The 22,016-nt window shown below is 71.3% G+C and carries 44 protein-coding genes and 1 pseudogene; 40 read left to right on the forward strand and 5 right to left on the reverse strand.

Going from position 1 to position 22,016, the window contains the following annotated elements:
- Nucleotides 1–157: 157 nt before the first annotated feature.
- Together IE251_RS12915 and IE251_RS12920 are read left to right on the forward strand one after the other, a co-directional pair.
- Nucleotides 158–976 (forward strand): annotated as a pseudogene (locus tag IE251_RS12915) (glycoside hydrolase family 43 protein); the annotation flags it as partial.
- A gap of 39 nt (nt 977–1,015) precedes the next feature.
- Nucleotides 1,016–2,677, forward strand: coding sequence for a recombinase family protein (locus IE251_RS12920; protein ID WP_189753038.1), 1,662 nt, complete (start codon nt 1,016–1,018; stop codon nt 2,675–2,677).
- Here the strand turns inward: IE251_RS12920 and IE251_RS12925 are convergent.
- The gene (locus tag IE251_RS12925; RefSeq protein ID WP_189753039.1) at nt 2,592–3,149 is read right to left on the reverse strand and encodes a hypothetical protein; all 558 of its coding nucleotides are present in this window, start codon (nt 3,147–3,149) and stop codon (nt 2,592–2,594) included. The two genes, IE251_RS12920 and IE251_RS12925, sit on opposite strands and share 86 nt — an antisense overlap.
- Before the next feature lie 14 nt (nt 3,150–3,163).
- Nucleotides 3,164–3,625 carry a helix-turn-helix domain-containing protein gene (locus IE251_RS12930; RefSeq protein ID WP_189753040.1) on the reverse strand — a complete coding sequence of 154 codons (462 nt, stop codon included), beginning with the start codon at nt 3,623–3,625 and terminating at the stop codon, nt 3,164–3,166.
- Between the two features lie 236 nt (nt 3,626–3,861).
- Here IE251_RS12930 and IE251_RS12935 point away from each other — a divergent pair, with 236 nt between their 5' ends.
- From IE251_RS12935 to IE251_RS13105, 36 genes are all read left to right on the forward strand, one after another.
- Entirely contained in the window at nt 3,862–4,104 is a 243-nt protein-coding gene (locus IE251_RS12935; RefSeq protein ID WP_189753041.1) for a helix-turn-helix domain-containing protein, read from the forward strand.
- A complete protein-coding gene (locus IE251_RS12940; RefSeq protein ID WP_189753042.1) occupies nt 4,101–4,274 on the forward strand; it encodes a hypothetical protein in 174 nt (57 codons plus the stop codon). The genes IE251_RS12935 and IE251_RS12940 overlap by 4 nt, the downstream gene beginning before the upstream one ends.
- 88 nt (nt 4,275–4,362) lie before the next feature.
- Nucleotides 4,363–4,761 (forward strand): hypothetical protein, encoded by a 399-nt coding sequence (locus IE251_RS12945; RefSeq protein ID WP_189753043.1) that lies wholly within the window; start codon nt 4,363–4,365, stop codon nt 4,759–4,761.
- Nucleotides 4,758–5,702, forward strand: coding sequence for a hypothetical protein (locus IE251_RS12950; RefSeq protein ID WP_189753044.1), 945 nt, complete (start codon nt 4,758–4,760; stop codon nt 5,700–5,702). The genes IE251_RS12945 and IE251_RS12950 overlap by 4 nt, the downstream gene beginning before the upstream one ends.
- Entirely contained in the window at nt 5,699–6,226 is a 528-nt protein-coding gene (locus IE251_RS12955) for a hypothetical protein (RefSeq protein ID WP_189753045.1), read from the forward strand. The genes IE251_RS12950 and IE251_RS12955 overlap by 4 nt, the downstream gene beginning before the upstream one ends.
- Nucleotides 6,226–6,690, forward strand: coding sequence for a hypothetical protein (locus IE251_RS12960; RefSeq protein ID WP_189753046.1), 465 nt, complete (start codon nt 6,226–6,228; stop codon nt 6,688–6,690). The genes IE251_RS12955 and IE251_RS12960 overlap by 1 nt, the downstream gene beginning before the upstream one ends.
- Nucleotides 6,687–6,947 carry a hypothetical protein gene (locus IE251_RS12965; protein WP_189753047.1) on the forward strand — a complete coding sequence of 87 codons (261 nt, stop codon included), beginning with the start codon at nt 6,687–6,689 and terminating at the stop codon, nt 6,945–6,947. The genes IE251_RS12960 and IE251_RS12965 overlap by 4 nt, the downstream gene beginning before the upstream one ends.
- Nucleotides 6,947–7,993 carry a YqaJ viral recombinase family nuclease gene (locus IE251_RS12970; RefSeq protein WP_229896725.1) on the forward strand — a complete coding sequence of 349 codons (1,047 nt, stop codon included), beginning with the start codon at nt 6,947–6,949 and terminating at the stop codon, nt 7,991–7,993. Before IE251_RS12965 ends, IE251_RS12970 begins: the two co-directional genes overlap by 1 nt.
- Nucleotides 7,990–8,775: an ERF family protein gene (locus IE251_RS12975; protein ID WP_189753048.1), complete on the forward strand. Its 786-nt coding sequence runs from the start codon at nt 7,990–7,992 to the stop codon at nt 8,773–8,775. Before IE251_RS12970 ends, IE251_RS12975 begins: the two co-directional genes overlap by 4 nt.
- Complete coding sequence (locus IE251_RS12980) at nt 8,772–9,524, forward strand: exonuclease domain-containing protein (protein WP_189753049.1); 753 nt, start codon at nt 8,772–8,774, stop codon at nt 9,522–9,524. The genes IE251_RS12975 and IE251_RS12980 overlap by 4 nt, the downstream gene beginning before the upstream one ends.
- Nucleotides 9,524–9,931, forward strand: a complete 408-nt coding sequence (locus IE251_RS12985; protein WP_189753050.1) for a hypothetical protein — start codon at nt 9,524–9,526, stop codon at nt 9,929–9,931. The genes IE251_RS12980 and IE251_RS12985 overlap by 1 nt, the downstream gene beginning before the upstream one ends.
- The gene (locus tag IE251_RS12990; protein ID WP_189753051.1) at nt 9,928–10,221 is read left to right on the forward strand and encodes a hypothetical protein; all 294 of its coding nucleotides are present in this window, start codon (nt 9,928–9,930) and stop codon (nt 10,219–10,221) included. The genes IE251_RS12985 and IE251_RS12990 overlap by 4 nt, the downstream gene beginning before the upstream one ends.
- Nucleotides 10,218–10,841 (forward strand): hypothetical protein, encoded by a 624-nt coding sequence (locus IE251_RS12995; RefSeq protein ID WP_229896726.1) that lies wholly within the window; start codon nt 10,218–10,220, stop codon nt 10,839–10,841. Before IE251_RS12990 ends, IE251_RS12995 begins: the two co-directional genes overlap by 4 nt.
- Complete coding sequence (locus tag IE251_RS13000) at nt 10,838–11,284, forward strand: hypothetical protein (RefSeq protein ID WP_189753052.1); 447 nt, start codon at nt 10,838–10,840, stop codon at nt 11,282–11,284. Before IE251_RS12995 ends, IE251_RS13000 begins: the two co-directional genes overlap by 4 nt.
- Complete coding sequence (locus IE251_RS13005; protein ID WP_189753053.1) at nt 11,281–11,526, forward strand: hypothetical protein; 246 nt, start codon at nt 11,281–11,283, stop codon at nt 11,524–11,526. The genes IE251_RS13000 and IE251_RS13005 overlap by 4 nt, the downstream gene beginning before the upstream one ends.
- Entirely contained in the window at nt 11,523–11,765 is a 243-nt protein-coding gene (locus tag IE251_RS13010; protein WP_189753054.1) for a hypothetical protein, read from the forward strand. The genes IE251_RS13005 and IE251_RS13010 overlap by 4 nt, the downstream gene beginning before the upstream one ends.
- 43 nt (nt 11,766–11,808) lie before the next feature.
- Nucleotides 11,809–12,246, forward strand: coding sequence for a hypothetical protein (locus IE251_RS13015; RefSeq protein ID WP_189753055.1), 438 nt, complete (start codon nt 11,809–11,811; stop codon nt 12,244–12,246).
- A 93-nt stretch (nt 12,247–12,339) separates the two neighbouring features.
- The gene (locus IE251_RS13020; RefSeq protein WP_189753056.1) at nt 12,340–13,278 is read left to right on the forward strand and encodes a helix-turn-helix domain-containing protein; all 939 of its coding nucleotides are present in this window, start codon (nt 12,340–12,342) and stop codon (nt 13,276–13,278) included.
- Nucleotides 13,275–13,574, forward strand: coding sequence for a WhiB family transcriptional regulator (locus IE251_RS13025; RefSeq protein ID WP_189753057.1), 300 nt, complete (start codon nt 13,275–13,277; stop codon nt 13,572–13,574). Before IE251_RS13020 ends, IE251_RS13025 begins: the two co-directional genes overlap by 4 nt.
- A gap of 34 nt (nt 13,575–13,608) precedes the next feature.
- Nucleotides 13,609–13,932, forward strand: coding sequence for a hypothetical protein (locus IE251_RS13030; protein WP_189753058.1), 324 nt, complete (start codon nt 13,609–13,611; stop codon nt 13,930–13,932).
- Between the two features lie 75 nt (nt 13,933–14,007).
- Nucleotides 14,008–14,472 carry a hypothetical protein gene (locus IE251_RS13035; RefSeq protein ID WP_189753059.1) on the forward strand — a complete coding sequence of 155 codons (465 nt, stop codon included), beginning with the start codon at nt 14,008–14,010 and terminating at the stop codon, nt 14,470–14,472.
- Nucleotides 14,469–14,996 (forward strand): Lsr2 family DNA-binding protein, encoded by a 528-nt coding sequence (locus IE251_RS13040; RefSeq protein ID WP_189753060.1) that lies wholly within the window; start codon nt 14,469–14,471, stop codon nt 14,994–14,996. Before IE251_RS13035 ends, IE251_RS13040 begins: the two co-directional genes overlap by 4 nt.
- Nucleotides 14,997–15,033: 37 nt before the next feature.
- Nucleotides 15,034–15,297, forward strand: a complete 264-nt coding sequence (locus IE251_RS13045) for a hypothetical protein (RefSeq protein ID WP_189753061.1) — start codon at nt 15,034–15,036, stop codon at nt 15,295–15,297.
- A gap of 81 nt (nt 15,298–15,378) precedes the next feature.
- A complete protein-coding gene (locus tag IE251_RS13050; protein WP_189753062.1) occupies nt 15,379–15,945 on the forward strand; it encodes a hypothetical protein in 567 nt (188 codons plus the stop codon).
- The gene (locus IE251_RS13055; protein ID WP_189753063.1) at nt 15,942–16,142 is read left to right on the forward strand and encodes a hypothetical protein; all 201 of its coding nucleotides are present in this window, start codon (nt 15,942–15,944) and stop codon (nt 16,140–16,142) included. The genes IE251_RS13050 and IE251_RS13055 overlap by 4 nt, the downstream gene beginning before the upstream one ends.
- 109 nt (nt 16,143–16,251) lie before the next feature.
- A complete protein-coding gene (locus IE251_RS13060) occupies nt 16,252–16,608 on the forward strand; it encodes a hypothetical protein (protein ID WP_189753064.1) in 357 nt (118 codons plus the stop codon).
- On the forward strand, nt 16,605–16,739 hold the full coding sequence (locus tag IE251_RS41695; RefSeq protein WP_267925860.1) for a hypothetical protein: 135 nt from the start codon (nt 16,605–16,607) through the stop codon (nt 16,737–16,739). The genes IE251_RS13060 and IE251_RS41695 overlap by 4 nt, the downstream gene beginning before the upstream one ends.
- Nucleotides 16,736–17,164 carry a hypothetical protein gene (locus tag IE251_RS40940; RefSeq protein ID WP_229896727.1) on the forward strand — a complete coding sequence of 143 codons (429 nt, stop codon included), beginning with the start codon at nt 16,736–16,738 and terminating at the stop codon, nt 17,162–17,164. The genes IE251_RS41695 and IE251_RS40940 overlap by 4 nt, the downstream gene beginning before the upstream one ends.
- Nucleotides 17,161–17,331, forward strand: a complete 171-nt coding sequence (locus IE251_RS13070) for a hypothetical protein (RefSeq protein WP_189753065.1) — start codon at nt 17,161–17,163, stop codon at nt 17,329–17,331. The genes IE251_RS40940 and IE251_RS13070 overlap by 4 nt, the downstream gene beginning before the upstream one ends.
- Nucleotides 17,328–17,813 (forward strand): hypothetical protein, encoded by a 486-nt coding sequence (locus tag IE251_RS13075; RefSeq protein WP_189753066.1) that lies wholly within the window; start codon nt 17,328–17,330, stop codon nt 17,811–17,813. Before IE251_RS13070 ends, IE251_RS13075 begins: the two co-directional genes overlap by 4 nt.
- A gap of 2 nt (nt 17,814–17,815) precedes the next feature.
- Nucleotides 17,816–18,442 (forward strand): WDGH domain-containing protein, encoded by a 627-nt coding sequence (locus IE251_RS13080; protein ID WP_189753067.1) that lies wholly within the window; start codon nt 17,816–17,818, stop codon nt 18,440–18,442.
- Between the two features lie 2 nt (nt 18,443–18,444).
- Nucleotides 18,445–18,912: a hypothetical protein gene (locus IE251_RS13085; RefSeq protein WP_189753068.1), complete on the forward strand. Its 468-nt coding sequence runs from the start codon at nt 18,445–18,447 to the stop codon at nt 18,910–18,912.
- Complete coding sequence (locus tag IE251_RS13090) at nt 18,885–19,118, forward strand: hypothetical protein (RefSeq protein ID WP_189753069.1); 234 nt, start codon at nt 18,885–18,887, stop codon at nt 19,116–19,118. Before IE251_RS13085 ends, IE251_RS13090 begins: the two co-directional genes overlap by 28 nt.
- Nucleotides 19,115–19,351, forward strand: coding sequence for a hypothetical protein (locus IE251_RS13095; RefSeq protein WP_189753070.1), 237 nt, complete (start codon nt 19,115–19,117; stop codon nt 19,349–19,351). Before IE251_RS13090 ends, IE251_RS13095 begins: the two co-directional genes overlap by 4 nt.
- A gap of 97 nt (nt 19,352–19,448) precedes the next feature.
- Nucleotides 19,449–20,204 carry a hypothetical protein gene (locus tag IE251_RS13100; RefSeq protein ID WP_189753071.1) on the forward strand — a complete coding sequence of 252 codons (756 nt, stop codon included), beginning with the start codon at nt 19,449–19,451 and terminating at the stop codon, nt 20,202–20,204.
- Complete coding sequence (locus IE251_RS13105) at nt 20,201–20,428, forward strand: hypothetical protein (RefSeq protein WP_189753072.1); 228 nt, start codon at nt 20,201–20,203, stop codon at nt 20,426–20,428. Before IE251_RS13100 ends, IE251_RS13105 begins: the two co-directional genes overlap by 4 nt.
- Nucleotides 20,429–20,611: 183 nt before the next feature.
- Here IE251_RS13105 and IE251_RS13110 read toward each other — a convergent pair whose 3' ends face one another.
- Together IE251_RS13110 and IE251_RS13115 are read right to left on the reverse strand one after the other, a co-directional pair.
- Nucleotides 20,612–20,842, reverse strand: coding sequence for a hypothetical protein (locus IE251_RS13110; protein WP_189753073.1), 231 nt, complete (start codon nt 20,840–20,842; stop codon nt 20,612–20,614).
- Nucleotides 20,843–20,947: 105 nt separating this feature from the next.
- Nucleotides 20,948–21,286 carry a DUF6233 domain-containing protein gene (locus IE251_RS13115; RefSeq protein ID WP_189753074.1) on the reverse strand — a complete coding sequence of 113 codons (339 nt, stop codon included), beginning with the start codon at nt 21,284–21,286 and terminating at the stop codon, nt 20,948–20,950.
- A gap of 24 nt (nt 21,287–21,310) precedes the next feature.
- On the opposite strand from IE251_RS13115, the gene IE251_RS13120 reads away from it, so the two are divergent.
- Both IE251_RS13120 and IE251_RS13125 read left to right on the forward strand, forming a co-directional pair.
- Complete coding sequence (locus tag IE251_RS13120) at nt 21,311–21,517, forward strand: hypothetical protein (RefSeq protein ID WP_189753075.1); 207 nt, start codon at nt 21,311–21,313, stop codon at nt 21,515–21,517.
- A gap of 21 nt (nt 21,518–21,538) precedes the next feature.
- Complete coding sequence (locus IE251_RS13125) at nt 21,539–21,709, forward strand: hypothetical protein (RefSeq protein WP_189753076.1); 171 nt, start codon at nt 21,539–21,541, stop codon at nt 21,707–21,709.
- 26 nt (nt 21,710–21,735) lie between these two features.
- Here the strand turns inward: IE251_RS13125 and IE251_RS13130 are convergent, their stop codons facing one another.
- Complete coding sequence (locus tag IE251_RS13130) at nt 21,736–21,972, reverse strand: hypothetical protein (protein WP_229896728.1); 237 nt, start codon at nt 21,970–21,972, stop codon at nt 21,736–21,738.
- Between the last annotated feature and the right edge of the window lie 44 nt (nt 21,973–22,016).

The raw sequence follows: 22,016 nt of genomic DNA on the forward strand, positions 1-22,016 counted from the left end.
TCCGTCGCGACCATTGACGCGTCTTGAGCGACGCCTTACGGTCTGACCGGTCTCCCGAACCAGGTTCGATATATCGCACATAGCGGAGTTGCCGAGCCGGCTTCCGAACCCCACGTGTCCGCCATGTCCCGCACCCCCGTACGAGCCCGGAGCGCCGATGCAGCCCACCACGCCCGCCCGCCCCATGCCCTCCCGCAGACTCTTCCTGGGGGCCGCCGCGGCCACCTCGCTCGCCCTGGCCGCCGACCTCTCCCTGGGCGCCCGGCCCGCCCACGCCGCCGACTCGGCGTATGTGATGGGGTACTTCACCGAGTCACCACAGGGCCTCGGCACCGACTACGGCCTGCACCTGGCCGTCAGCACGGACGCGCTGAACTGGATGCCGCTCAACCAGAACAACCCGGTCGTCACCCCCACCGAAGGGGCCGGCGGGCTGCGCGACCCGTTCATCATGCGCAAGCGGGACGGCACGTTCGTCGTCCTGGCCACCGACCTCAAAGGCACCGACTGGGGCTACAACAGCCAGTACATCCACGTGTGGGACTCCACCGACCTGCGCACCTTCACCGGCTACCGCCGCCCCCGACTGCACGACATGGCGACCCACAGCTGGGCCCCGGAAGCCTTCTGGGACGCGGGCCGCGGCCAGTACGCCCTCCTGTACTCGGCCGTGAACTCCAGCGGCCACAACGTCCTGATGGTCAACTACACCACCGACTTCCGGACCGTCTCCGCGCCCCAGGTGTTCTTCGACCCCGGCTACGACGTCATCGACGGCGACATGGCGGTCGGCGTGAACGGCGTCAACTACCTCTACTTCAAAAGCAGTCGCGCCGGCGGCCTGGTCGGCGCCCGGTCCACCTCACTGAACCCGGGCAGCTTCGTGCCGTTCGGCACACCGGTCGCCCACGGCGGCACCGAGGCTCCGACCCTGGTCAGGTCCCTCACCACCCCCACCTGGCACCTGTGGGGCGACAACGTCGCTTAGGTACACAGGAGTCAGTAGCATCGATCCATGCCCTATGCGCCTGAGTACCTCCACCTCGTCATCCCCGACGTCCGCTTCGAGGCGTACCTCTATGGCCGTAACAGCGACAACGTCTTCGCTGGCCAGACGGGCGCCAGGGATTCCGTTGACGACCAGCTAGCTACCGGTCGCGACCTGTGCCACCGCCACGGCTGGCCCATCATCCACGAGTTCAAGGACTCCGATGTCTCCGCGAGTCGCCACGCGAAGAAGGCCCGCGGCGACTTCGAAGACCTGCTCGCCACCATCATCAGCAGCCCCGCTCCTGAAGGTGTCCGCCGCATCGTCGTTGCCTACGAAGCCTCCCGCTACTACCGCGACTTGGAGGCGTACGTCCGTCTTCGCAACGCCTGCATGACCACCGGGACACTGCTCTGCTACAACGACCAGGTCTACGACCTCAGCCGCAGGGACGACCGCAAGGCGACGGCCATGCACGCTGTTGACGCTGAGGACGAAGCCGACGCGATGCAAGCCCGCAACGCGCGAACCACCACGCTGGAGGCTGAGGCCGGCAAGCCGCACGGGCGGTTGCCGTTTGGGTACGCCCGTGAGTACGCGGTGGTGGGTGGCCGGTCGCGTTGCATCCGCCAGTACGAGCATCCAGTCCAAGGCCCGGTCGTTCTCAAGGCGTTCCAGCACATCGACTCAGGCCACTCGGTGCGCTCCCTCCTTCGGTGGCTCAATTCGCATCCGGACGCGGCCCGCCCGGACGGATCAAAATGGAGCTCTCGTACGGTCAGAATCATGCTGAAGAATCGGGCGTACCTCGGCGAGCGGCTTCACAACGGTGTCTACCGCAAGGGGACCTGGGAGCCGATCAAGGGGCTGGAAACGCCACAAGGTCGGGCCATGTTCAACCGTGTGACGGCGAAGTTGACAGACCCCGCGCGCCGACCGCAGCGGGGTACGGAGGTGTCACACCTACTGACCTACATCGGGCTGTGCGGGGAGTGCGGCGATCACGCGCTACTCTCCGCCCAACCTAGGCAGAACACGGGCCCCGGCTTGGCGTGCGATGCAGCTCGGGACGTCTCCATGGCTGAGGATGCCGTGAACGCCTACGTCGAAGAGCACGTCATTGCGTGGTTCAGCAACAAGGCAGCAGCGCGGGCCGCGCTCGTCCCGAAAGGCGAGGACATCGCCGAGAACTTGGCTGCCGCCCAGCGTTTGATCAACGGTTACGAAGAGCAGTTGCGGGAGGCTCGCCAACTGGCGGAGAAATTCGACGAGCAGACGGGTCGTCCGATGCTGTCCGCCGGTTCCTTGGCGCGGCTTGAGCAGAGTCTCGGGCCCAAACTAGAGGCCGAGCGGGCGAAGATGCGTGGCCTTACTGGTGTGTCGCCTTTGGTGCTTGGCCTGTTGGATTCCCCAGATCCAGATGCTGTGTGGAACGGCCGGCCGGCCACTGATACGGAGCCGGAGGTGCCGGCACTGACCTTGGAGCAGAAGCGAGAGGTCATCCGGAATGTGGTGACCGTGCGCCTGTACAAGGCCACGAAGCGCGGTTCCACGAAGCCCGACTTCACCCGGATCCGTCTCGCGTTCGTGGGCGAGCCTGGGTTCAGGGAGCAGCCTCTCCGTGCTCGCGGGACCGCTCGCGCTCAGCCGCTTGTGGTGCTGGCTGGCCCTGCTTCGGGAACGGTATGAGGTTGGCGGTAGGCGGTGCTTCCCTCCTGAGGGAGCCGGATCGTTCCATCTCAACGCCTGTCCTGAAGGCTTCCGCGGCCAACTGCGCGCGCTGCTCCTCGAACTCGGCGGCCATTTTTTGCCGTTCGGCGATGAGTAGGCGGGCGATGCGGGAGCGTTCGGCGGCCATGTCCTGGTTGAGACGCCCTTGTTCGTTCTCAAGGGCGGCCTGCGCTGCTATGTACCTGGTGCGCTCGGCCTGAGCTTCGCGCTGAGCGGCGCTCAGGATGCGCCGCTCAGCGTCGGTGTTGACTACCCAGTGCCTGACTAGTACGCAGATGATGACGGTCAGGGCGACCATGATGAGGCAGGCTCCGCCGACGGCGCCTGCCACGTTGTCGCCGGGCACGCTGCTGATGATGATGGCGAACCCTGAGATGAGGATCCCTGCGGCCGTTGTTGTGATGGCCTTGCTGGTGGCCGTGAACTCCAATGCGCACCCCCGGGTTACATCTGTGCGGCCGTGCCTCCGGAGGTGCCGGCCTCGTCGTCCTCAGCCTGAGGGGGCATGAGCTTGTCGACTGCGGCTAGGAAGATGAACCGCCCTACGTCGTCACGGATGCCCAGCCGTTCAGCCGCCTCCTCCGGAGTGATCGACTGAGAGCCTACCTGTGATTGTTTAGTTTCTGACAGTGTCTGTTGGGACTCCAGGTACTCAGGCGGCAGGATCTCTGCCGCGACGAGCAACTCAACGGGATCGAGCCCCGCAGCCTTGGCCAGGGCGGGGAAGAACTTGACGTGGGGAATCTGCTCGCCTTTGAGCAGACGCGAGACGGTGCTCTTGTTCATGCCGGTGTCGGCTACAAGGCGCTGCTGCGATCCGTAACCGGCGTAGCCGGCTACCTCGAGCGCGGGGAGGACCAGCGCGCAGAACTTCTGCACGCGTCCGTGGGGGGTGGCTTCCGTCATGTCCCCAAACTTTACTTCCCTGGAGAGGGAATAGTCACGGATTCCCTCCCTGGGGAAAGTGGTCATCCGGCCACTGACCTGCATCGATCCTGGCCGGACGTCTTTCGAACGCACGTTCGTCCCTAAATCCCGCCTTCCCGCGTGCGCACATTCCCTTGCTAGAGAGGGAATCTGTGTGGTTGAGTTTCCCTCGACAGGGAAACTACCTCGCTACCTGCGGGGGGAGGGGCACTCACGTGTACCGACTCAACGTCGCCAAGCTCCGGGCCGTCGCCGCCCAGCACGGTGACAAGACGCCCTACGCCATCGCCAAGCGCACAGGCGTGAGTATCTCGTCCGTTTATCGATACGTCGACGGGACCGCACAACCTGACCTGAACTCGGCGCTTCGACTGTCCACGGCATATGACCAGGACATTCGCACCCTCATGGACCCGGTCGATGACTCGGAGAACCAGCCCGCCGGAGCCGCCGCGTGACCCGCGAAGAGCGCCGCGCACTCCTCGGCGACGACGTCATCGCCCACATCCACGAGCGCGTCGCCGAGGCCCCGGAGCCCAGCGACGAGGTGGTCGAAAAGCTGCGGCGGATCATGACCCGCCCCGGCCACCACACGCTCAACCCGCCGCTGGCGGCCCGCGCCGCCTGACCCCTTGATGCGCCGAAGGGCCGCCCGCTTTGACCGGCCTGGCGACCCAACGACCGGCGCCCCTACAAGATCCGAAAGAGAGGCCCCGATGGGCACCCACGTTACCGAACCGAACGCGCAGGCCAGTACCCGGTCGTTGCGCCCGATCAGCGAGCAGCGGGCCGCGGCCGAGGCACTGGTCGCGCTGACCGAGATGCTGGGCGCGTTGCCCGGCGGGTACATCCAGATCCACCAGCCGTACTTCAGCCCGGCCTGGATGGGCCTCCAGTTCGAGACGCCGCAGGCGTTCGAGCTGTGGCGCGAGGCCCTGAACATCCCCGGGGCGGACGTGTCGCTGCACGCGACGTCGGACGAGTACGTGTGGCTGGACGCCAAGACCGTGTTCCGCGGGATCAGGGTCGAGCTGTCCGGGCACAATGTGCCGCTCACGGCGGAGCAGGCGACCACGCCGCAGGCTGCCGACGAGGCGCCGGCGGTGGCGGCATGAGCGATTCGATCACCGTCCGCGTGATGCTCGGCTCGTACGACATCGTGCACCCGGCCGAGCGGCAGACGCAGGTGTACGTGCAGATCCCCGAGGTGGGGCGCGCCGTCTGGCTGCTGGACGAGGAGATGTACCACGTCCTGAAGGACCGGCCGTGGCCGAGCGTGGTGGACTCGGCGGAGGAGTGCTACGTGCGGCGCGGCACGGTGTCGGACCCGGTGTCGGCTGCTTCGCGGGCCGCGGTGATGGCGTGGCTGCGGGACGACGTGAACCACGACGAGATGTACGTGGCGTGGGAGCAGGACCAGGCGCGTCAGCATCCGGTGGCGCGTCGGCTGCTCGCGGAGAACGAGCGGCTGCGCGGGCAAGTGGCTGGCGAGGAGCTGGCGTACGAGCGGCTGCGGGTGGCGCTGGAGTCCGCGAAGCGCGGTCGTCGGGAGGCGCGGGCCCGGATCGCCGAGCTGGGGACCCAGGACGAGCGGCGCCGTGCGCGGCTCGCGGCGGCCGAGTCCGACCTGCTGGCTGTGCGGGGTCTGCTGTCCCCGGCCGGCGGGGCGCGACGTGTCCCTGCGGAGGTGGAGATCCACGAGCGGGTGGCGCCGGCGGTCGAGTGGCTGCTGAACCGGGTCGCCGCGCTGGAGGCCGCCCGGGGCCGGGTCTATCGGGCGTCGCACGACTCGATCGTGATGGGCCTCTACACCACGGCCGCCGAGGCCCGGAAGCACTGCGTGACCGAGATGCTCCGTGAGTACGACGAGAGCACGAAGGTGTCGCTCTGGTGGTCTGAGGACGAGGACACCGTCGACAAGCCGGAGGACGGCGAGCAGGAGCTGTTCGCGCATGTCACTCCGCGTGGCTTCGACCGCGGGCGGACCTGGCGCACCGGCTACGTGGTGACACCGCTGGAGGTCGCCTCCGAGTACGACGAGGGGGCCGACGAGTGACCGCCCGCGACGAACTCCGGAAGTACGTCCGCCTGCTGGCCGACGCTTGGACGCCGCCGGAGCAGACCGACGCCCGAGTGGAGCGGCTCTACTCGCTGGTGCGCACCGAGGTGCTGCGCGAGGGCGCCGTCGAGCTGGACCTCATCGCTGACGAGGTCGAGGCCCGCGTCGCCGCCCACTACGGACCGGCGTCCGGCATCGGCCCCCGCTCGGCGGAGTTGGTCCGCGAGTCCGCCCGCACGTTGCGGTCGATGGCCGAGGGGAAGAGCAGCCGCCGCCCGGCGGCCGATGCCACCCCCGGGCTCACCGTCCGGCAGGAGCGTCTGCGCGACGCCATCCGCACCCACGGCGGTCCCTGGACCACCAGCCGCGTGCTGTCGCTCTACAAGGTCACCGACCCCGGCGTGGTCCAGCGCGGCACCGCTCGCCGCGACCTCGACGCCCTCCACCGAGCCGGTCACCTCGTGCTCGTGGACGACCCCGACAACCGGCACTACGTGCTGCGCAGGAAGGACGCCCGCTGATGAGCGACACGATCACCCGCCGCGGCTGGCTCCTCGCCGCCATAAGGGCCTACGGCCGGCCGGTCACCACCCAGCTCGCTGAGCAGATGATGACCGGCTCGCCGTGGCCGACGACCGGCCGCAACACGACGCGGAAGGACCTGCGGGCCTTCGCCCGGCACGGGCACCTCACCGCCGTCGACATCGACGGCCGCCGCATCTACCACCCCACGATCACCCCGGAAGGACAGCCGCCGATGAGCAGCCCGCTGACCCCGATGCAGGACCACGAGCGGGTCCTCGGTCAGATCGAGCGCGGGGAGGTCCGGGTGGGCCCGGACACCGCGCGGGAGATCGCCGCCCGCCAGGAGAAGGCGTACGGCGACGCGTTCGCCGGGACGCCCGCGGAGGCGCTGCGCCGCCAGCTGTGGGCCGCCACCGTCACCAGCGTCTTCACGACCACGGAAGGCGGTATGGCCGCATGAGCACCGGACCCGAGCACTACCGCGAGGCCGAGCGGCTCCTGAAGGGCAGCAAGAACAGCCACGGCGCCCTCGTCATCGAGGAGGGCACCAACGAGGTGCTGCTCGCGGCCATCGGCCACGCGCTTCTCGCGAACGCCGCCGCGACGGCGCTCAACGACAACTCCACCGACGAGGGCGGCATGCCGCTGGAGGACTACCGCGCGTGGGCCGAGGTGGCGGGCGTGTGGAAGCCGAAGAAGAAGGCGGGTGCTGCCTGATGATGACCACCGTGCAGGCCGGGGCTCAGGCCCCGGCCGCCGGCCGCCGGGTCACCCCCACCGGCCGCCTCATCCTCCCCGCCGACGCCGACCGCGATGTCTGGCTTCAGGCCCGCCGCTCCGGCATCGGCTCCAGCGACATCGCCGCCATCCTCGGCATCAGCCGCTACGGCAACGCCCTCTCCGTCTACCACGACAAGACCGGCGGCCTCCCGCTGGAGACCGACGACTCCGAACCGGCCCTCTGGGGCCGACTCAACGAGGAGACCGTCGCCCGCGAGTGGGCCCGCCGCAACCGCTCCGTCGTCCGCCGTGTCGGCCTCGTCGCCAACGTCGACCGGCCTTGGCAGATGTGCACCCTGGACCGTCGCGTCCTGGAGTGCCCGCTCGCCGACGGCCGCGAGAAGTGCGCGGTCGAGATCAAGTGCCGCGACAAGATGAAGGCCGGCCAGTTTCGCAAGGGCGTCGCCGACGACGTCCTGGTGCAGACGCTGTGGCAGGCCGACACGTGCGGCTACGACCACATGCACGCCGCGGTCCTGATCGGCGGCAACGACTACCGGCAGTTCGTCATCCGTGTCGCCGACCACGCCCAGCTCGTCGCCGACCTCCGCGCCGCGGGCGAGCGGGCCTGGCAGCAGATCACCGAGCGGCGGCCGCCGGTCCTCGCGGCTGACGCGGACCCGGATGTCCTCCTCGACCTGTACGGCCGCCTGTACCCGGACCGTGCCGGGGTCGTGGACCTGACCCGGGATGTCGAAACCCAGGAGGCCGTCGAGGAGTACCTCGACGCGCATCAGGAGGTCGTGGCCGCGGAGCGGCGGAAGAAGGCCGCGAAGGCGCGCATTCTCGCCGGGCTCGGTGGCGCCGAGGCCGCCGTGGTTCTGGACAAGCCGTACGTGTCTCTGGACGAGCGCTCCAAGGAGTGGACCGACACGAAGCGGCTCGCCGAGCGCTGGCCCGAGGCCTACGCGGACTGCGTCGAGGACCGCACGTACCGCCAGATCAGCATCCCCCGCTCTGTCCGTGAGGAGCACGCCGCATGACCACGATCGCTGAGCGGGCCGCCGCTGCCGCCGGCCGCACCGGCGCGGGCCCGGCCCCGGTCCCGGGCGAGGAGCCTCGCCCCGCCGAGGACTTCGCCGCGGTCCCGGACCCTATGGCCGGCTACGAGCACGGCGACGACGACCCGGAACTGGTGCCCGTCCACATCGCCTGGATCAGGGTCCGCAAGGACATCCGCGCCATCGGTAAGACCGAGCAGTACAACGACGGCTACTCCCGCTACAACTTCCGTGGCGTCGACGCCACGGTGCAGGCATTCGCCCCGGTCACGATGCGGCATGGCGTCAGCGTCATCCCGCACAAGGTCGACGCCACCTACCGTGACACGAAGACGGCCAAGGGCAAGGCAACCCGCGAGTGCACCGTGACCGTGACGTGGCACATCGTCGGCCCTCGCGGGGACGTCCTCGTCGCCCAGTCTCAGGGCGAGGCGCTTGACTCCGGTGACAAGGGCACCGCCAAGGCACAGTCGGTGGCGCTGCGGGTGCTGCTGTTGAACGCGGGCCTGGTGCCCACCGGTGACCCGGACCCCGGGCACAGCACCATCGACCGCGGTGAGGCATCCGTCCGTTCGGCCGCGTCGTACCTGGACGAGATCTGCAACCCGGGTACCAGCGCCGGGCGACTGCGGCAGATCCACTTCGAGCTGAAGCAGGCGAACCAGCTGCGGGCGTTGGTGACCAACGAGGTCGGCGACGAGGAGCCGATCGGCGACATGGTCGTCCGCATCGGCAAGGAGCGTGCAGCTGGGGGTGCCGAGTGACCTCCTTCGCCACCGTCCGCAGGGCCGCCTGGGACACCGAGACCACGGGCCCGGACCCGCTGACCGACCGCATCGTCACCGCCGCGTTCATCGTCCGCGGCGGCGGCCGGGAGGACCGCATCTTCTCCTGGCTGATCAACCCCGGCGTCCCGATCCCCCCGGAGGCGTCCGAGGTGCACGGCATCACCGACGCCATGGTCCAGGCCGCGGGCCAGGACCCGAAGACGGCGCTGGACGAGATCGCCACCAACCTGGTCAGGGCCATCGAGTGGGGCATGCCCGTCGTCGCCTTCAACCACAGCTTCGACTGGTCGATCCTCCACCACGACCTCGTCCGCCACGGGCTGCCGACCGTCGAGGAGCGCGTGGGCCTGCACCCGCTGCCCCTGCTGGACCCGCACGTCATCGACAAGCAGGTCGACAAGTACGTGAAGGGCAGCGGCCAGCGGAAGCTGAAGCCCACCGCCGAACGGTACGGCGTGCAGCTGGAGAACTGGCACACCGCCGAGGCCGACGCGCTCGCCGCACTCCTCATCGCGGAAGCACAGTTCGAGCGGTACCCGCACCTCAGCACCATGAGCCCGGCCCAGCTCTTCACCGCCCAGCAGGCCTGGCGCGCCGCCCAGCAGGCCAGCCTCCAGCAGTGGTTCCGCACCCGGGCCACCCCGGAGCAGGGCGGCGACCCCAACAAGGTGATCGACGGCTCGTGGCCGCTGATCCCGGCGCAGCGCGCGGGCGGTGAGGCGTGATGTTCGGACTGACCACCACCCGACGGCTCCGCATCGAACTCGCCGCAGCCGAAGCCGAGATCGCCCGGCAGCGGCGCCGCGCCGACCTCGCCGAGGACGACGCGGCCACCGCGGTCTACACCCGGCGGCAGCTGCTGCGGCAGCTCGCCGAGGCCGACGCCGCGAACCGCCGCCTGTACACCCGGGACCGGCACATCACTGACCGCGCCGCCGCCCTGGAGCGGCGGGTGGCCCGGCTGCTGAAGGTCGGCGCCCGGCTCCTCGCCGCCCGGGATGCAGAGCAGCAGCGCGCGGACCACCTCCAGCAGCGCCTGGACGACGCGCTGGGCCTCAACACCGCCGCGGTCATCGCGGGCCGGCACTGGCAGAGCCACCGCGAGGACGGCGGCCGGCGGGTGGCGTCATGAGCGCCGTGGCTGCGGCCCTCGGCGCCGCCATCACCGCGGTCGGAGTCGTCTCCGTCGCCATCGCCCGCACGTGGCCCGGGTCGACCGGCCGCCGCCGGGCCGGCACACCGGTCCTCGTGTCGGTGGAGGCCGTCGAGGCCCTGGAGAAGACGGCCGCCCTGTGCACGACGGAGGGCCGGATCACGGTCCACGCCCGGACCCGGGTGACGCGCGAGCTGGTCTGCCTCGACTGCCGCAACCCCAGCCTCGACCTGCCGCTCCCCGCGCACATCCGAGAAGAGGCATCGTGACGACGCTCTTCGACCTCCCCACCGAGGCCCCGGCCGCCCTCGCGGCGGCCGGGCCCCGGCCCACCGTCATCGGCCTGGACATCGCCCTCGTCCTGTCCGGCGTCGCTGGCACCGGCTGGACGGACCTGATCCGCACCGGCGACCGCCGCGCCGAGGAACGCCTTGTCTACCTCGTGGAAGCCGCCGCCTCGTTCTACCGCCGCGCGGACTTCGTGGTCATCGAGGGCGCCGCCTACTCGACAGCAAAGCAGGTCGGACACGACGAACTGTCAGCGGCCCGGTGGGCGATCCGCTGCGACCTCTGGAGGCGGGGCATCCCGTGCGCAGTCGTCAACCCGGACTCCCGCACGATCTACGCGACCGGGCGGGCCCGGCACAAGCACCCGGAGACCGGCCGAAAGTTGACCGCGGCGGAGGTCAAGGGACTGGTCCGCGACGCCGTCTGCGAGCGGTACGGCGTCCCGTGTGAGGGCCGTGGCCGGTACGACCAGGCCGACGCGTACGTGCTGCACGCGATGGGTCTGCACTGGCTGGGCTACCCGCTCGCCGACGTCCCTCCGTCGCACTCCCGCGCGCTGGACGGCGTGCAGTGGCCGGGGACACCGGCGGTAGCCCGATGAAGGTCCGCGACGACATCGCCGAGTTGCTTCACGCCGGCCACTCCAACAGCGCCATCGCTCGTCAGCTGAACGTGGACGCGAAGAAGGTCGCGGCTGCGCGCACGGTACTCGGCCTGCCCAAGGCGAAGAGCGGGTACAAGGCCGCCGCCACGCCCGAGGACCTGTTCTGGCGGCGTACCCAGCCGACGAACGATGGCCACCTCCTGTGGACCGGCTCCCGCAACAGCAAAGGTGCCCCGTACCTCATCCATGGCGGTCGCTGCCACAGCGCCTACAAGCTCGCGTACCGCATCGCCAAGGGCCGGGACCCCGAGGGGTACGCCCTGCCGTCCTGCGACCGTGACGGCTGTGTGAAGCCCGGGCACCATGCCGATCGGGCCGACCGCGCACGGAACCGCAGGGCTGACAGGCTGTACGCGGCGATCTTCGGGACCGGCCAGTGACCGCCCGTCGGCGGCGCCGCGACCCGCCGCCCGAGCCCGAGTACACCCCGGGCCAGCTCCTCGACTGGCGCGACTCCTCGCACTGGTCCGACCGGCCCCTTCCCTGCCGCTACTGCGGCTTCCCCGCGCACACCCGGGACTCCCGGATGAAGCCCGCGCACAAGGTCTGCGCGGAGGAAGCCCTCGCCATACAGGCCGCCGAAGCCGAGGCCGCCTACCGCCTGAACGGACAGAACACATGAGCCAGAAGAAGCCCGAGATCTCCGCCGACGCGGCCGCGCACGTCCTCTTCCAGGAGCGGCTCGGCGGCTGGCCGCCCAGCACCTTCCCCACCAAGTTGCTGGACGCCTGGACCTCGGCCGGCACGGCGAACGCCGAGCGCCTCGCCGCCGCCTTTCCCGAGTACGCCGCCGCCATTTCTCTCGTCCGCAGCGGCGCGCAGGGCATTGCGCAGCTCCGCGCCATCGCGGGCGACTCCTGACCCCACACCCCAGTCCGCCCCACAGATCCAGAAAGGCCAGCACATGCCCAAACTCAGCCCCGCCGACGTCCCCAGCGTCAAGCTCGACTCCGCCGCCGGCGCCATCGAGGTCAGCCTCAGCCGCGAGCAGCGCCGCGGCCTCTTCGAGAAGCCCGGCCGCACGGTCTTCGCCATCGTGGAGATCACCTCCAAGTCGTACACGGGCCATGCGGAACAGGAGGACAAGGACCCGGAGGTCAAGGTCCGCATCACCTCCTGCGAGGTCGCCCGGTCCGACGAGGACGCCGCCGCCCTGGCCGACGCCAAAAGGGCGATGTGGAGGGGCCGGCAGATCGACGGAACGCTGGACGAGGTCGGCGAGGGCCCGCAGCGCCCGGACGCCGCCCTCCTCGACGTCACGGCCAGCAAGCCCACCGAGGACGAACTCCGCGCGCACAAGCGGCGCCAGGAGCAGCTCCGCCGCGACGAGTACGTCCGCTAGCCGTCCCCTGCCGGGGCGGTCTCCAGCGGGCCGCCCCGGATCGTCCGGACCGTGCCGGATCGATTCCGCACCGCACCTGAAAGAAGCAGCGAGTTGAGCACAGACGACCGCGTGCAGAGCGTCCGCAACGCGTGGATCAACGCCCTCCGGGCCGAGGTCTTGCGCGTTGGCCGGCGTATCCCTGAGGTGGCACGCGTCGTCACGGTCGGGGTGTGGATCGCGACGTACGCGGACGCCGACGGCTCCAACTCGTTCCCCGCCCGGGACACCCTCGCGACGCTGTGCGGCTGCTCGCAGGAGACCGTCACCCGCTCCGTGAAGGTGCTCATGGGTGTCGGCGTCCTCACCCGCAAGCGCCGGCCGAACGCCTCCAGCGTCTACCAGCTGCTCATGCCTCGGGCTGGCGGTGTCGACTGGGCCGCGCACATCCACCACCTGACCGAGACCCGGCAGCGCAAGGCGTACGCGCGGAAGAAGGCGGCCGAGACCGCTGAGGCGATCGCCGCGGTGGAGGCGGAGATGGCCCGGAGAGCGTCCGTGGACGCTGTGGAAAACCCCCGGACCGCGTCCACGGACGCTGTGGGAAACCGGTCGGACAGCGACGACGGACGCTCTCCGGACAGCGTCCGTGGCGGGGGTTCCGAACCCGCCCTGGAGACCCTGGACAGCGTCCATGGACGCCCCCGGAAAGCGTCAGTGGACGCGGTCCGGACAGCGTCCGTGGCGGGGGTCTACCAGTACCTCCCTACCTTCGGTAGGGACCCACTCCCCGACCACACTCTGGCTGGCCTTGAACCTCAGCCACAGACGCGCGCGGGCGAGCCGAGTGAAGACGAGTCCTCGAAGGGTGCAGCCCCGCAGCGCGAACGCGCCGCCGAAGACGACCCAGACCGCGTCGCCGAGATCCTCGCCCGCCCGCCCCTCGCCCGCTGCGCCGAGTGCTCCATCCCGCTGCCCTACGGCGCCACCGGTCTCTGCACGGGCTGCGCCCAGTACCTCGCCACCACCAACCAGGAGAGGCACAGCGCATGACCATCCTTCTCCTGCCCTGCCGCACCGCCCCAGACCTCTGGTTCAGCCCCGACCCCACCGAACGCGCCTACGCCGCCCGCCAGTGCCACACCTGCCCCCTGCTGCTCCCGTGCATGAAGCAGGCCTTGGCCGTCGGCGAACGACACGGCGTCTGGGGCGGCGTGGACTTCGAGACACGACCACGCAGGGCACCCACGGTCGCTGGACGGACGCATGTGCCAGCCGCAGCCTCCCCGGCCACCAGCAGCCCGAACGGCGCCACAGCGGGCACACAGGCCCTCCCCATCGCCAGCTAGCCCCACCCCGCCACCCACCACGAAAGGCACACCCATGACCACCACGACCATCACCACCTCCAACGGCCCCCGCACCGTGACCGTCACCGAGCCCGTACCCGGCCTGCACATCTACGAGGTGCCCACCGACGTCAGCCCGAACTCGACGTACCGCTGGATCCTCGCCCACCACGACGGCCCCGCCCTCGCCGCCTTCCAGTCGGACACCGCAGCAACCTCAGCCGCCCACGCCATCGAACCCCTGGCCGACTGGACCCGCAGCCAGATGACGACGGCCAACGAGATCAGCCTCGGCGGCCGAGTCCAGGCCCTGACCGACGCCTTGCAGGCAGCAGGCGGACAGCACCCGAACGCCTGACCCACCGCGCGCCAATCCGGTTCCACCGGTCCCCGCGCGACATGACCACCGACCACCCGACAGAAGGACACCGTCATGAGCCACGAACTCCCGCACGACCCGTACATCACCGCCGTCACCGACGCCCTCACCGCCGCCGGCCTGGAGCCCACCGAGTGCTGGACGGAGGACAACGAGCTGGACCGGTACCGCGATGACGACCTGGCCGGGGTCGCCGTGATGCTGACCGCGGTCCTGGAGTGGGATGGCGGCCACCCGGCGGTGGACACCGGCGTGGCGCCGTACGGGGTGGTGTTGCTGTGGGAGCACCCGGCCGAGCGGTGGCAGTGGGCGCGCCGTGAGCGGGACGGCCGCCTGGAGCGCGAGCCGGAGATCCTGCCGACGCTGGGCCGGTACACCGACCCGGCCGCGGTCGTCACCGTGGTCCGAGCGCTGCTGGCCGGTGAGTCGCTGCCGCAGGGACACGCCCCGTACTGGCACCAAGCCGACAGCGTGCGGCGCGCGGTGGACGCGTGGGCCGCAGCCGAGACGAGCCAGTGACCATCGCCGCTCTCCGCCGCCTGCTGGACGAGATCGACCGCCAGGGCGGCCCCGACGCCGCTCGCCACAACACCCTCCGCCTCACCGACGACGAAGGAGCCACTGAGCCCATGACCGCCACCCAGACCGCGCGCCCGCCGGCCGCCGACACGGACCCCGAGCGCCTGCCGGTCGGCCAGCTGCTGGCCTGGGGCGACCAGCACGACGACCCCGAGATCCAGGACCAGGCCGCCCGCGCCCGGATCGCGCTCGCCGGGCTCCGGGCGCGGTACGCCGCGGACCAGGAGCTGCGCGCGCTCACCAGCGAGGAAGAGCAGTTGGCGCAGCGCCTGGCGGAGATCCGGGCGCGGAAGGACGAGTTGGAGCCGGCCAAGCCGAAGAAGGCCCGGAAGCCGGTCGACTACCCGGCGGCCGAGGTGCGGGCGTGGGCGGCGGCGAACGGCGTGGCCTGCCCGGCGGTCGGCCGGGTGCCGCGGGCGGTCGTGGATGCCTGGCGCGCCGCCCAGCAGTCGTCCGGCGCCTGACCCGCGCACCGCTACCGACGCACCCCTGGAGACTTGCATGACCGAGCGCATCCTCACCTGCCCCCGCTGCCGCTACCCGGCGACCATCGCCGAGGACGTGACCGGCCACCTCGACTGGGGGCACGCCGTCATCGACGAGAGCGGCACCATCCGCCCCGCCGATCCGCAGCAGAAGCCCCCGACCCTCACGGCCGACAACGCCGACGCCACCGGTCGCATCCGGGCCTGCTGCGCGAACGACGACTGCCAGCACGAGTGGCGCCCCCGCCGCCCCTTCGACCCGGCGCCCTTCCCCGCGTGAGCCGGCCCCGCACGACGACGGCCGCCCGGAGTCGAGTTCCGGGCGGCCGCGCCACCCCGACCCTACCTACCTGGAGCGACCATGACCGACCGCGCCACCACCGCCGAACCTGACCTCACCGAACTGGCCCCGCTGGTTCGCGTAGTCACCGGCGCCCTGCGCGAGACCCCGCTCACCCTCGGCACCCCGGCTGGCATCGCCGACCTCGCCGCCACCATCACCGTGCGCGTCGCCGCGTACGTCGGTCGGGAGGTGCTCCCGCCCGACCTGCCCGCCAACCGGGCCGTAGTGCGCGCCGAGGTGCTGCGGATGGCCGAGATGGCGTTGCGCGAGCGGGCGAACCACCTCACCGGCGAGTACAACGACAGCGACATCCTGCACGAGGACGGTCCGGCCGCCACCGTGGCGACGTGGAACAGCGCGGCGGACCTGGTGCGTCGGCTGGCTGGCGAGCAGCCCCAGGCTGACGGCCCCGCCGCACAGCGCCCGGCCGGCCTCACCGTCGAGGCCCTCGCCCGCCTCCTCGCCGGCGGCGCCGGCCTCGCCGGAGGCACGCCGCCGTACGACCAGCTGCCGACCCCCGACCGCGAGCGCTACGTCGACCAGGCCCGACAGCTCATGGCGCGCTGGGACGGAGGGCAGCTGTGACCCGCCCCCGGTGCCCCCGCGGCCACTTCCTCCCCGCCGACGCGCCGAACTCCCAGCCCGACAGCTGCCGGTGCGCACTCACCCGCCGCCGTCGGCTGCGCCGCACCCGGCCCAGCTCCGACCTCTGCGGCCAGCGCGCGACCCTCCGCCAGCTCTACACCATGACCACCATCCCGCTCACCGGGGCGTACCTGTGACCGCCGTCGTCGCGTACGTCGTACTCGTCGCCAGCAGCGCGGCCATCCTCTGCGCCCACTGGCTCTACCTCCCACGGCGCACCACCCACACCCGGAAGGACCAGACCACGTGAGCTACCCCGCGCTCTTCACCACGCCCGGCATGCGCAACTTCGCCGAAGAGGTCGACGCCGAACGCCAGCGCCAACTGGCGAAGTGGGGCGACCAGCGCCACCCGATCCTGCGCGGCCCCAGCAACCAGCACCTGTTCGAGCAGCTGGCCCAGGCCATGCGAGAGACCAACACGGACCCCGACCAGATCTGCTGGATGACGATCCTCCTCGAGGAAGCGTACGAGGCCGGTGCCGAACGGGACATGGCGAAGCTGAGGGCCGAGGTCATCCAGATCGCCGCCGTGTGCCAGGCCATCGTCGCGGACCTCGACAGCCGCAGTCCGGCGGCGCGGCGGGACGGGGCAGTCTCGTGAGCCTCCCCACGGCGCCCGGCGCGCTCGTGCTCGCGGCCCTCGCCTGCGGCGGCGTCGGCTGCCTCTGCCTCCTCGCCGCCGGCATCACCTCCCTCACCACCACCATCCGCAACCGAAGGAGCCCTCGATGAGCGAACCCCGCCGCTTCCACCTCCAGCGCGACATCGACATCACCGGCGTCTCCGGCAAGGGGACCGTGGCCGACGGCGTCATGTGGCCGGACGGCACGGTGTCGATCCGGTGGCGCGGAGAACGGCCCTCCACCGTCCACTGGGGCAGCCTGGCGGACGCCGAAGCCGTCCACGGGCACGGCGGCCACACCCGCATCGTCTGGGACGATCCCGCACCGGCGCCCGCGGGCGAGTGCCCGCACTGCCCCGACGGGCACACGCCAGCCGATCAGGGCTCACAGCCGTGGGGCGCGTACGTCGGGCCCGAGCGGGACGGCGACGGTCAGCCGATCCGCCTGTACGTCGAGCGCGCCGGCGGAGCGCACGTTGCCGAGTCCGACGCCCAGTGGATCCAGGCCCGGCTCAACGGGGCCGACCAGCAGTGACCGGGCCCAGCAGCACACCCCGGGGCGAGCACACGCCCGCCCCGGGCATCACCTGGACCCACCGCCTGGTCCGCGACGAGCAGCTGGTGGACGACGACGCCCCCGACCCCCGACCGAACCGCGAGACCCGCCGCGCGGCCGCGCGCGCAGCACGGAGGAAGAAGTGACCGACCAGCAGCAATACCCGCACCAGGACGGAGACGTGACCGTCCTCGGCCCGCGCGTCTTCGTCAGCAACGACGGCGTGGTCATCAACTGGCGGGGCGTGAACTACGTGCCGCAGCCCGACGAGCAGTCAACCGAAGCGACCACGCCCGCCGAGTCCCCGCTGCGCGACCTGATCGCCGCCGCGATCTACGAGCGCAACAACCCCGGACACCCGTGGGCAGAAGCACATCCGGACGACCGCGTCTGCTACAGCAGCGACGCCGACGCGGCGCTGGCCGTCATCCGGCCCGGCGCCCGGATCACTGCCGGCCTCGCCCGGGCGGCCGACGCCGACGTGCAGCGCGTGATCGCCCTGTACGAGCGCTGGCGCGCCGTCGGCCCCCCGCCGCTCGGCACCTCCACGGCCCGCTGGTGGGACGCCCGCCTTGCCGAGCTGCACAACGCGATCCTCCCGCCCGCCGACCAAACCCAGGAGCAGTGACCATGCCAGCTACCGACCAGCGCACCCGGACCCACATCACGGCCCTCGCCGACGAGATGAAGCGGCACCTCGGCGAGCCCGCCGCAGCGCCCGCCCAGGTCTTCCTCTCCGGCATGCTCACCGGCCTCGCCTCGGCCATCGAGATCCTCGACGGAGGTACCGCCGAGCGGGCCGCCGGGACCGTGGAGCAGCGCCTGGCCGCCGCCGTCGGCCGCGCGTACATCGACGGCAAGCTCGGCGAGCAGCCGGCGCCCGTCGACTGGGAGGCCATCGCCCAGCAGCGCGAGCGCGAACTCCGCGACGTCGGCGAGGCCCGGTACATCGCCGAGCAGGAACGCGACGGCGCGTACCGCGAGCGGGCGCACCTCGTCGCCCTCCTCGCCGCCCTCACCAACGGCGCGGTCATCACCGACGCCCCGGACGTGGACGAGCCCGGCTGGCAGATCGTCTACCTCACCATCGGCGGCCGGCAGTGCTCGTGGCACATCGCGCCCCGGGACGCCGACCTGGTCACCCACGTCGAGCGCGTCGACGCCCTGGACGTACGGGCCCTGTGGGACGGCCACACCACCGAGGAGAAGTACACGCACATCGCCGAGCACACGGCCGAGCTCTCGAAGGAGAGCTGACCATGGGACAGGCCACAGACGCGATCCTCGCCTACGGCTACGACCTCGGCGGCGAGGGCTGGAAGCTCGAAGGCCTCGGCGAGTACGGCGAACTCCCGCCCCTCCCCTGGTGGGACGAGGAGGACGACTTCGCCACGGCCGCCGAGCGCCACCTCCTCACCCGGATCGCCCAGTTCACCGAGACATGGGAGGACGGACGCGAGGGCTACTTCGAGCGCAAGCGGGCGGCGAAGGCCCGGCTCGGCCTCGTCGTTGAGACGTACTGCTCAGAGTCCTGCCCGATGTACGTCCTGGCCGCGCACGTCACCACCGTCAAGCGCGGCGACGTCGAGGCCCTCGACCCGCTCGACCTTGCGCAGCGCCCCGACGCCGGGGGCTGGGACGAGAGGCTGCGCGCCGCACTGGACGCCCTCGGACTCCAGCCGACGCAGGAACGGGCGCAGTGGCTGCTGTGCTCGTACTGGGGGTGACCGTGCCGCTCTGGCAGCTCGCCTTCGTCCTGGTCGTGCAGATCGGTGGCTGGTACCTCGCCAGCCACGTCACCGAGACCCGCGCCGCCCGCCGCGAGGCCCGGCGTGCCGTCCTCGACCAGAAGCTGCACCAGGCCCTGCGGGACCTGCGCGAGCAGCGCGAACACCACACCACCCACCAGCAGCACAGCAGGGAGCACTCATGAAGGACGTCCAGGTCCGCTACATCCTCCGCCACCACCGCGACGGCGGCCCCATCAGCCGCCTCTACGCCACCGGCGAGATCACCGAGCACACCGATCAGGCCCTCTGGGCCCGCATGGCCGACCTCACGCTCGATGGCCGCGACGCGGAAGCCGACCAGATCCGCGACGTCATCGACTACGTGAACGCGGTCGGCGCCCGGCCGCCCGTGTCCGGCTGGACCAGGCGCCGCTGACCACGCGACAGGGGCGCGCCCACGATCTCCCCAGACCCGGCGCGCCCCCTCGGTGCTGATCACCGTACCGCCCCGCAGCACCACAGGAGCCTCCACGATGAGCACCGCCGCCACCCACCTCCGCACCATCGCCCTGCACTGGGCCGACCTCGCCGACGCCGCCGGCCAGCCCGTCACCGTCGGCGCCTTCGGATTGGGGTTGAAGGGCTACCTTGCTCGGCTCGACGCCGCCGACCGCGATGAGTTTGGCTACGACCGCGCTCACGCCGCCCACCTCCGCAGCCAGGAGCGCGACCCGCTCCAGCTCGGCGACCGCCCCGTCCCCGTCCGGCTGCACATCCTCGACACCATGCGCGTCATCGAGGCCGCACTCGTCGCCTGCGCCGACGACATCGCCCACGCCGCGCAGCGCGCACCGATCACCGCGCCGGCCGCCCGACGTACGGCCACCGCTCCGTACGCCAGCCAGCGGGACGCCGACATCGCCGCTGCCGACCGGCGCCGCCGCGCGCAGCTGGCGCTCGCCGACCAGCGGGACCCGCGCCGCTGGCGGTACACCGGCCGCCGGACCGCGTCGTACGCCGCGCTGTGGCTGCTGGCCCGTGTCAAGCGCGCGCCGGGCCCGTGCCGCCCGATCACCGAGGCCGAGGAGCGGCGGATCAGCGCGGTCGCGGCCGGCGCCGCCGAGCGCCTGGAGCGCGCCCTCGACATCGCCGCGCAGCGCCGGACCCTGGAACAGCGGCACGACTGCGGCGGCCTGATCGACGTACATGGTGGGGAAGGCCGGGTGCCGGTCGCGCACTGCACCGGCTGCGGGGCAGTCTGGACCGAGGGCGGGGTGATCGCAGCATGAAGCTGCTCTGGCTCCGCATCCGTTGGCGCACGCGCGCCCTGCTCGGCATCCGCGACGTCCGACAGTTCACGCTGCGGCAGCGCATCGAGGAGCAGGAGGCACGGCGCGGACGCACGAGGCGCGAGGAGGCTCGGGACCGGCGACGACTCGCGTTCCGGTTGACGGGGTGGGCGCTGATCTTCGCCAGCCTCGCCGTCGTCGCGTGGGTGGCGGTGACTTCCTGAGGCAAGCGAGCCGGCACTCATGCCCTGAGCAGCACGCGGCCCGCCGTCCCTCAGGATCGGCGGGCCGTCGCGGAGGTGCCCCCTCCCGGTGTGCAGCCGACCGTACGCCCGGCGTCTCACTGCGTCCAGACGTTCGGTCCGCACCACCATGCCGCCCACCGATACTCTCGGCGGGCGGATTCCTCATGCGGCCTGCTCGTGCCCCGCTTTGCAGACGGAGCAGACCGGCTGACGCTGCTGAAGCACGACGCCCCAGCCGATGTCCGGCTTCACGGTGTACGCCGCCTCGATGCCGTCGTGGTACGGGAAGCGGTGGTCCTCGGTGTCGTAGGCGTGGATGACGGTGCCCGGGCCAGAGGCGCGCGGGACGTCGTCATGTTCGGCCAGCTGAATGGCGATCTTCAGAGTGGTCATGGCCCGAGTATGTGAGCTGGCGGCCACCGGACTCCAGAAATTCACGGATCGGATTTCGTGAGACCTTCCTGGGCGCCCGACGGGGACCGAGAGGGCGCTGGTGCCTCACCCGTCCAGGTAGCCGAGCGCGCTGTCAGGCCGGCAGTGCGGGCAGGCGGGCACTCCCTCGACCAGGGCCCGGAGCGCGGCGTCCCGGGACACCCCGCGCGCCCGTTTCCCGGTTGACCAGCACCCGCCTTCGTGGACGTAGACCGGAAGCGAGTCCCGGCCGATCCCCAGCTCCATCACCCAGTCGGGCGTCGGCGGCCGGGCATGCTCGCCATGCTGCCGCTCCTGCTCCTGCCGCTCGACCGCCGCGATCTGCTGCCGGACCCGGTCGAGGCTCACGGCGAGCCACGTCTCCAGGGTGCGGAGTCGGGGCAGGTCAGGTGGCAAGTCGTTCACGTGTTCGATAATAGGATGGTGGCCGTGACGAGCAAGCCGAGCCCCGCGCGGTACCACCTCCTGCTGACCAGTGGTGGCCGGCCGGTACAGCACGGCTGGTGGAACAACGAGTCGACCGCCCGACGGAAGCTGTCTCAGTGGATCGGCGCCTGGGGCCACCCCGGCGCCCGCATCACCCTCACCGACGAGGACGCTGGCGAGCTGTTGACGAGCTGGCCCGAGGAGCCGTGACCGTCTGCCATCCTGAGCGTCATGGCTCACCGCCCGTACCCGAACCCCGCTCGCGCCCGCCGGCAGCTGGACCGGCACAAGCCCCAGCCGCCGACCGTGTCGCAGCCCACGGCGGCCGAGGCCGGCGCGAGGCTGGCCGACTTCTTCAACGCGATGCCGAGGGTCGGGGAGTACCGCATCTCAACCCGCTGAACCCGGGCCGCACCGGGCCCGCGCGGTCACCCGGCCGGGTCATCCTCCGCGTGCCGGACCGCCAGCTTCACCGCCATCTCCACGTCGTACCGCGACTGCCCGTTCGCCGCGGCGTGGTCGGCGATCGCCGCCAGCGCCGCTGCCGACGCCTCGCGCCACGCCCGGAGCTGCGCCTCGTACTCGGCCCCGTCCAGGCCGTCCAGCTTCGCGCGCTGCTCCTCGGCGGCGCGCTCCAGCGCGATCAGATCATCGGGTAGGTCCACGGAGTGGATCTTAGGCCGGGCGTGACGAAGCCCCCGCCTCGGCG

The organism is Streptomyces eurythermus, from assembly GCF_014649115.1.
Classification (GTDB): domain Bacteria; phylum Actinomycetota; class Actinomycetes; order Streptomycetales; family Streptomycetaceae; genus Streptomyces; species Streptomyces eurythermus.

Coding starts and splice junctions, on each gene's coding strand:
- IE251_RS12920 (WP_189753038.1), top strand. CDS start 1,016: ATGCCCTATGCGCCTGAGTACCTCCACCTCGTCATCCCCGACGTCCGC.
- IE251_RS12930 (WP_189753040.1), bottom strand. CDS start 3,625: ATGACGGAAGCCACCCCCCACGGACGCGTGCAGAAGTTCTGCGCGCTG.
- IE251_RS12945 (WP_189753043.1), top strand. CDS start 4,363: ATGGGCACCCACGTTACCGAACCGAACGCGCAGGCCAGTACCCGGTCG.
- IE251_RS12950 (WP_189753044.1), top strand. CDS start 4,758: ATGAGCGATTCGATCACCGTCCGCGTGATGCTCGGCTCGTACGACATC.
- IE251_RS12960 (WP_189753046.1), top strand. CDS start 6,226: ATGAGCGACACGATCACCCGCCGCGGCTGGCTCCTCGCCGCCATAAGG.
- IE251_RS12965 (WP_189753047.1), top strand. CDS start 6,687: ATGAGCACCGGACCCGAGCACTACCGCGAGGCCGAGCGGCTCCTGAAG.
- IE251_RS12970 (WP_229896725.1), top strand. CDS start 6,947: ATGATGACCACCGTGCAGGCCGGGGCTCAGGCCCCGGCCGCCGGCCGC.
- IE251_RS12975 (WP_189753048.1), top strand. CDS start 7,990: ATGACCACGATCGCTGAGCGGGCCGCCGCTGCCGCCGGCCGCACCGGC.
- IE251_RS12985 (WP_189753050.1), top strand. CDS start 9,524: ATGTTCGGACTGACCACCACCCGACGGCTCCGCATCGAACTCGCCGCA.
- IE251_RS12990 (WP_189753051.1), top strand. CDS start 9,928: ATGAGCGCCGTGGCTGCGGCCCTCGGCGCCGCCATCACCGCGGTCGGA.
- IE251_RS13000 (WP_189753052.1), top strand. CDS start 10,838: ATGAAGGTCCGCGACGACATCGCCGAGTTGCTTCACGCCGGCCACTCC.
- IE251_RS13010 (WP_189753054.1), top strand. CDS start 11,523: ATGAGCCAGAAGAAGCCCGAGATCTCCGCCGACGCGGCCGCGCACGTC.
- IE251_RS13015 (WP_189753055.1), top strand. CDS start 11,809: ATGCCCAAACTCAGCCCCGCCGACGTCCCCAGCGTCAAGCTCGACTCC.
- IE251_RS13025 (WP_189753057.1), top strand. CDS start 13,275: ATGACCATCCTTCTCCTGCCCTGCCGCACCGCCCCAGACCTCTGGTTC.
- IE251_RS13030 (WP_189753058.1), top strand. CDS start 13,609: ATGACCACCACGACCATCACCACCTCCAACGGCCCCCGCACCGTGACC.
- IE251_RS13035 (WP_189753059.1), top strand. CDS start 14,008: ATGAGCCACGAACTCCCGCACGACCCGTACATCACCGCCGTCACCGAC.
- IE251_RS13045 (WP_189753061.1), top strand. CDS start 15,034: ATGACCGAGCGCATCCTCACCTGCCCCCGCTGCCGCTACCCGGCGACC.
- IE251_RS13050 (WP_189753062.1), top strand. CDS start 15,379: ATGACCGACCGCGCCACCACCGCCGAACCTGACCTCACCGAACTGGCC.
- IE251_RS40940 (WP_229896727.1), top strand. CDS start 16,736: ATGAGCGAACCCCGCCGCTTCCACCTCCAGCGCGACATCGACATCACC.
- IE251_RS13080 (WP_189753067.1), top strand. CDS start 17,816: ATGCCAGCTACCGACCAGCGCACCCGGACCCACATCACGGCCCTCGCC.
- IE251_RS13085 (WP_189753068.1), top strand. CDS start 18,445: ATGGGACAGGCCACAGACGCGATCCTCGCCTACGGCTACGACCTCGGC.
- IE251_RS13095 (WP_189753070.1), top strand. CDS start 19,115: ATGAAGGACGTCCAGGTCCGCTACATCCTCCGCCACCACCGCGACGGC.
- IE251_RS13100 (WP_189753071.1), top strand. CDS start 19,449: ATGAGCACCGCCGCCACCCACCTCCGCACCATCGCCCTGCACTGGGCC.
- IE251_RS13105 (WP_189753072.1), top strand. CDS start 20,201: ATGAAGCTGCTCTGGCTCCGCATCCGTTGGCGCACGCGCGCCCTGCTC.
- IE251_RS13110 (WP_189753073.1), bottom strand. CDS start 20,842: ATGACCACTCTGAAGATCGCCATTCAGCTGGCCGAACATGACGACGTC.
- IE251_RS13125 (WP_189753076.1), top strand. CDS start 21,539: ATGGCTCACCGCCCGTACCCGAACCCCGCTCGCGCCCGCCGGCAGCTG.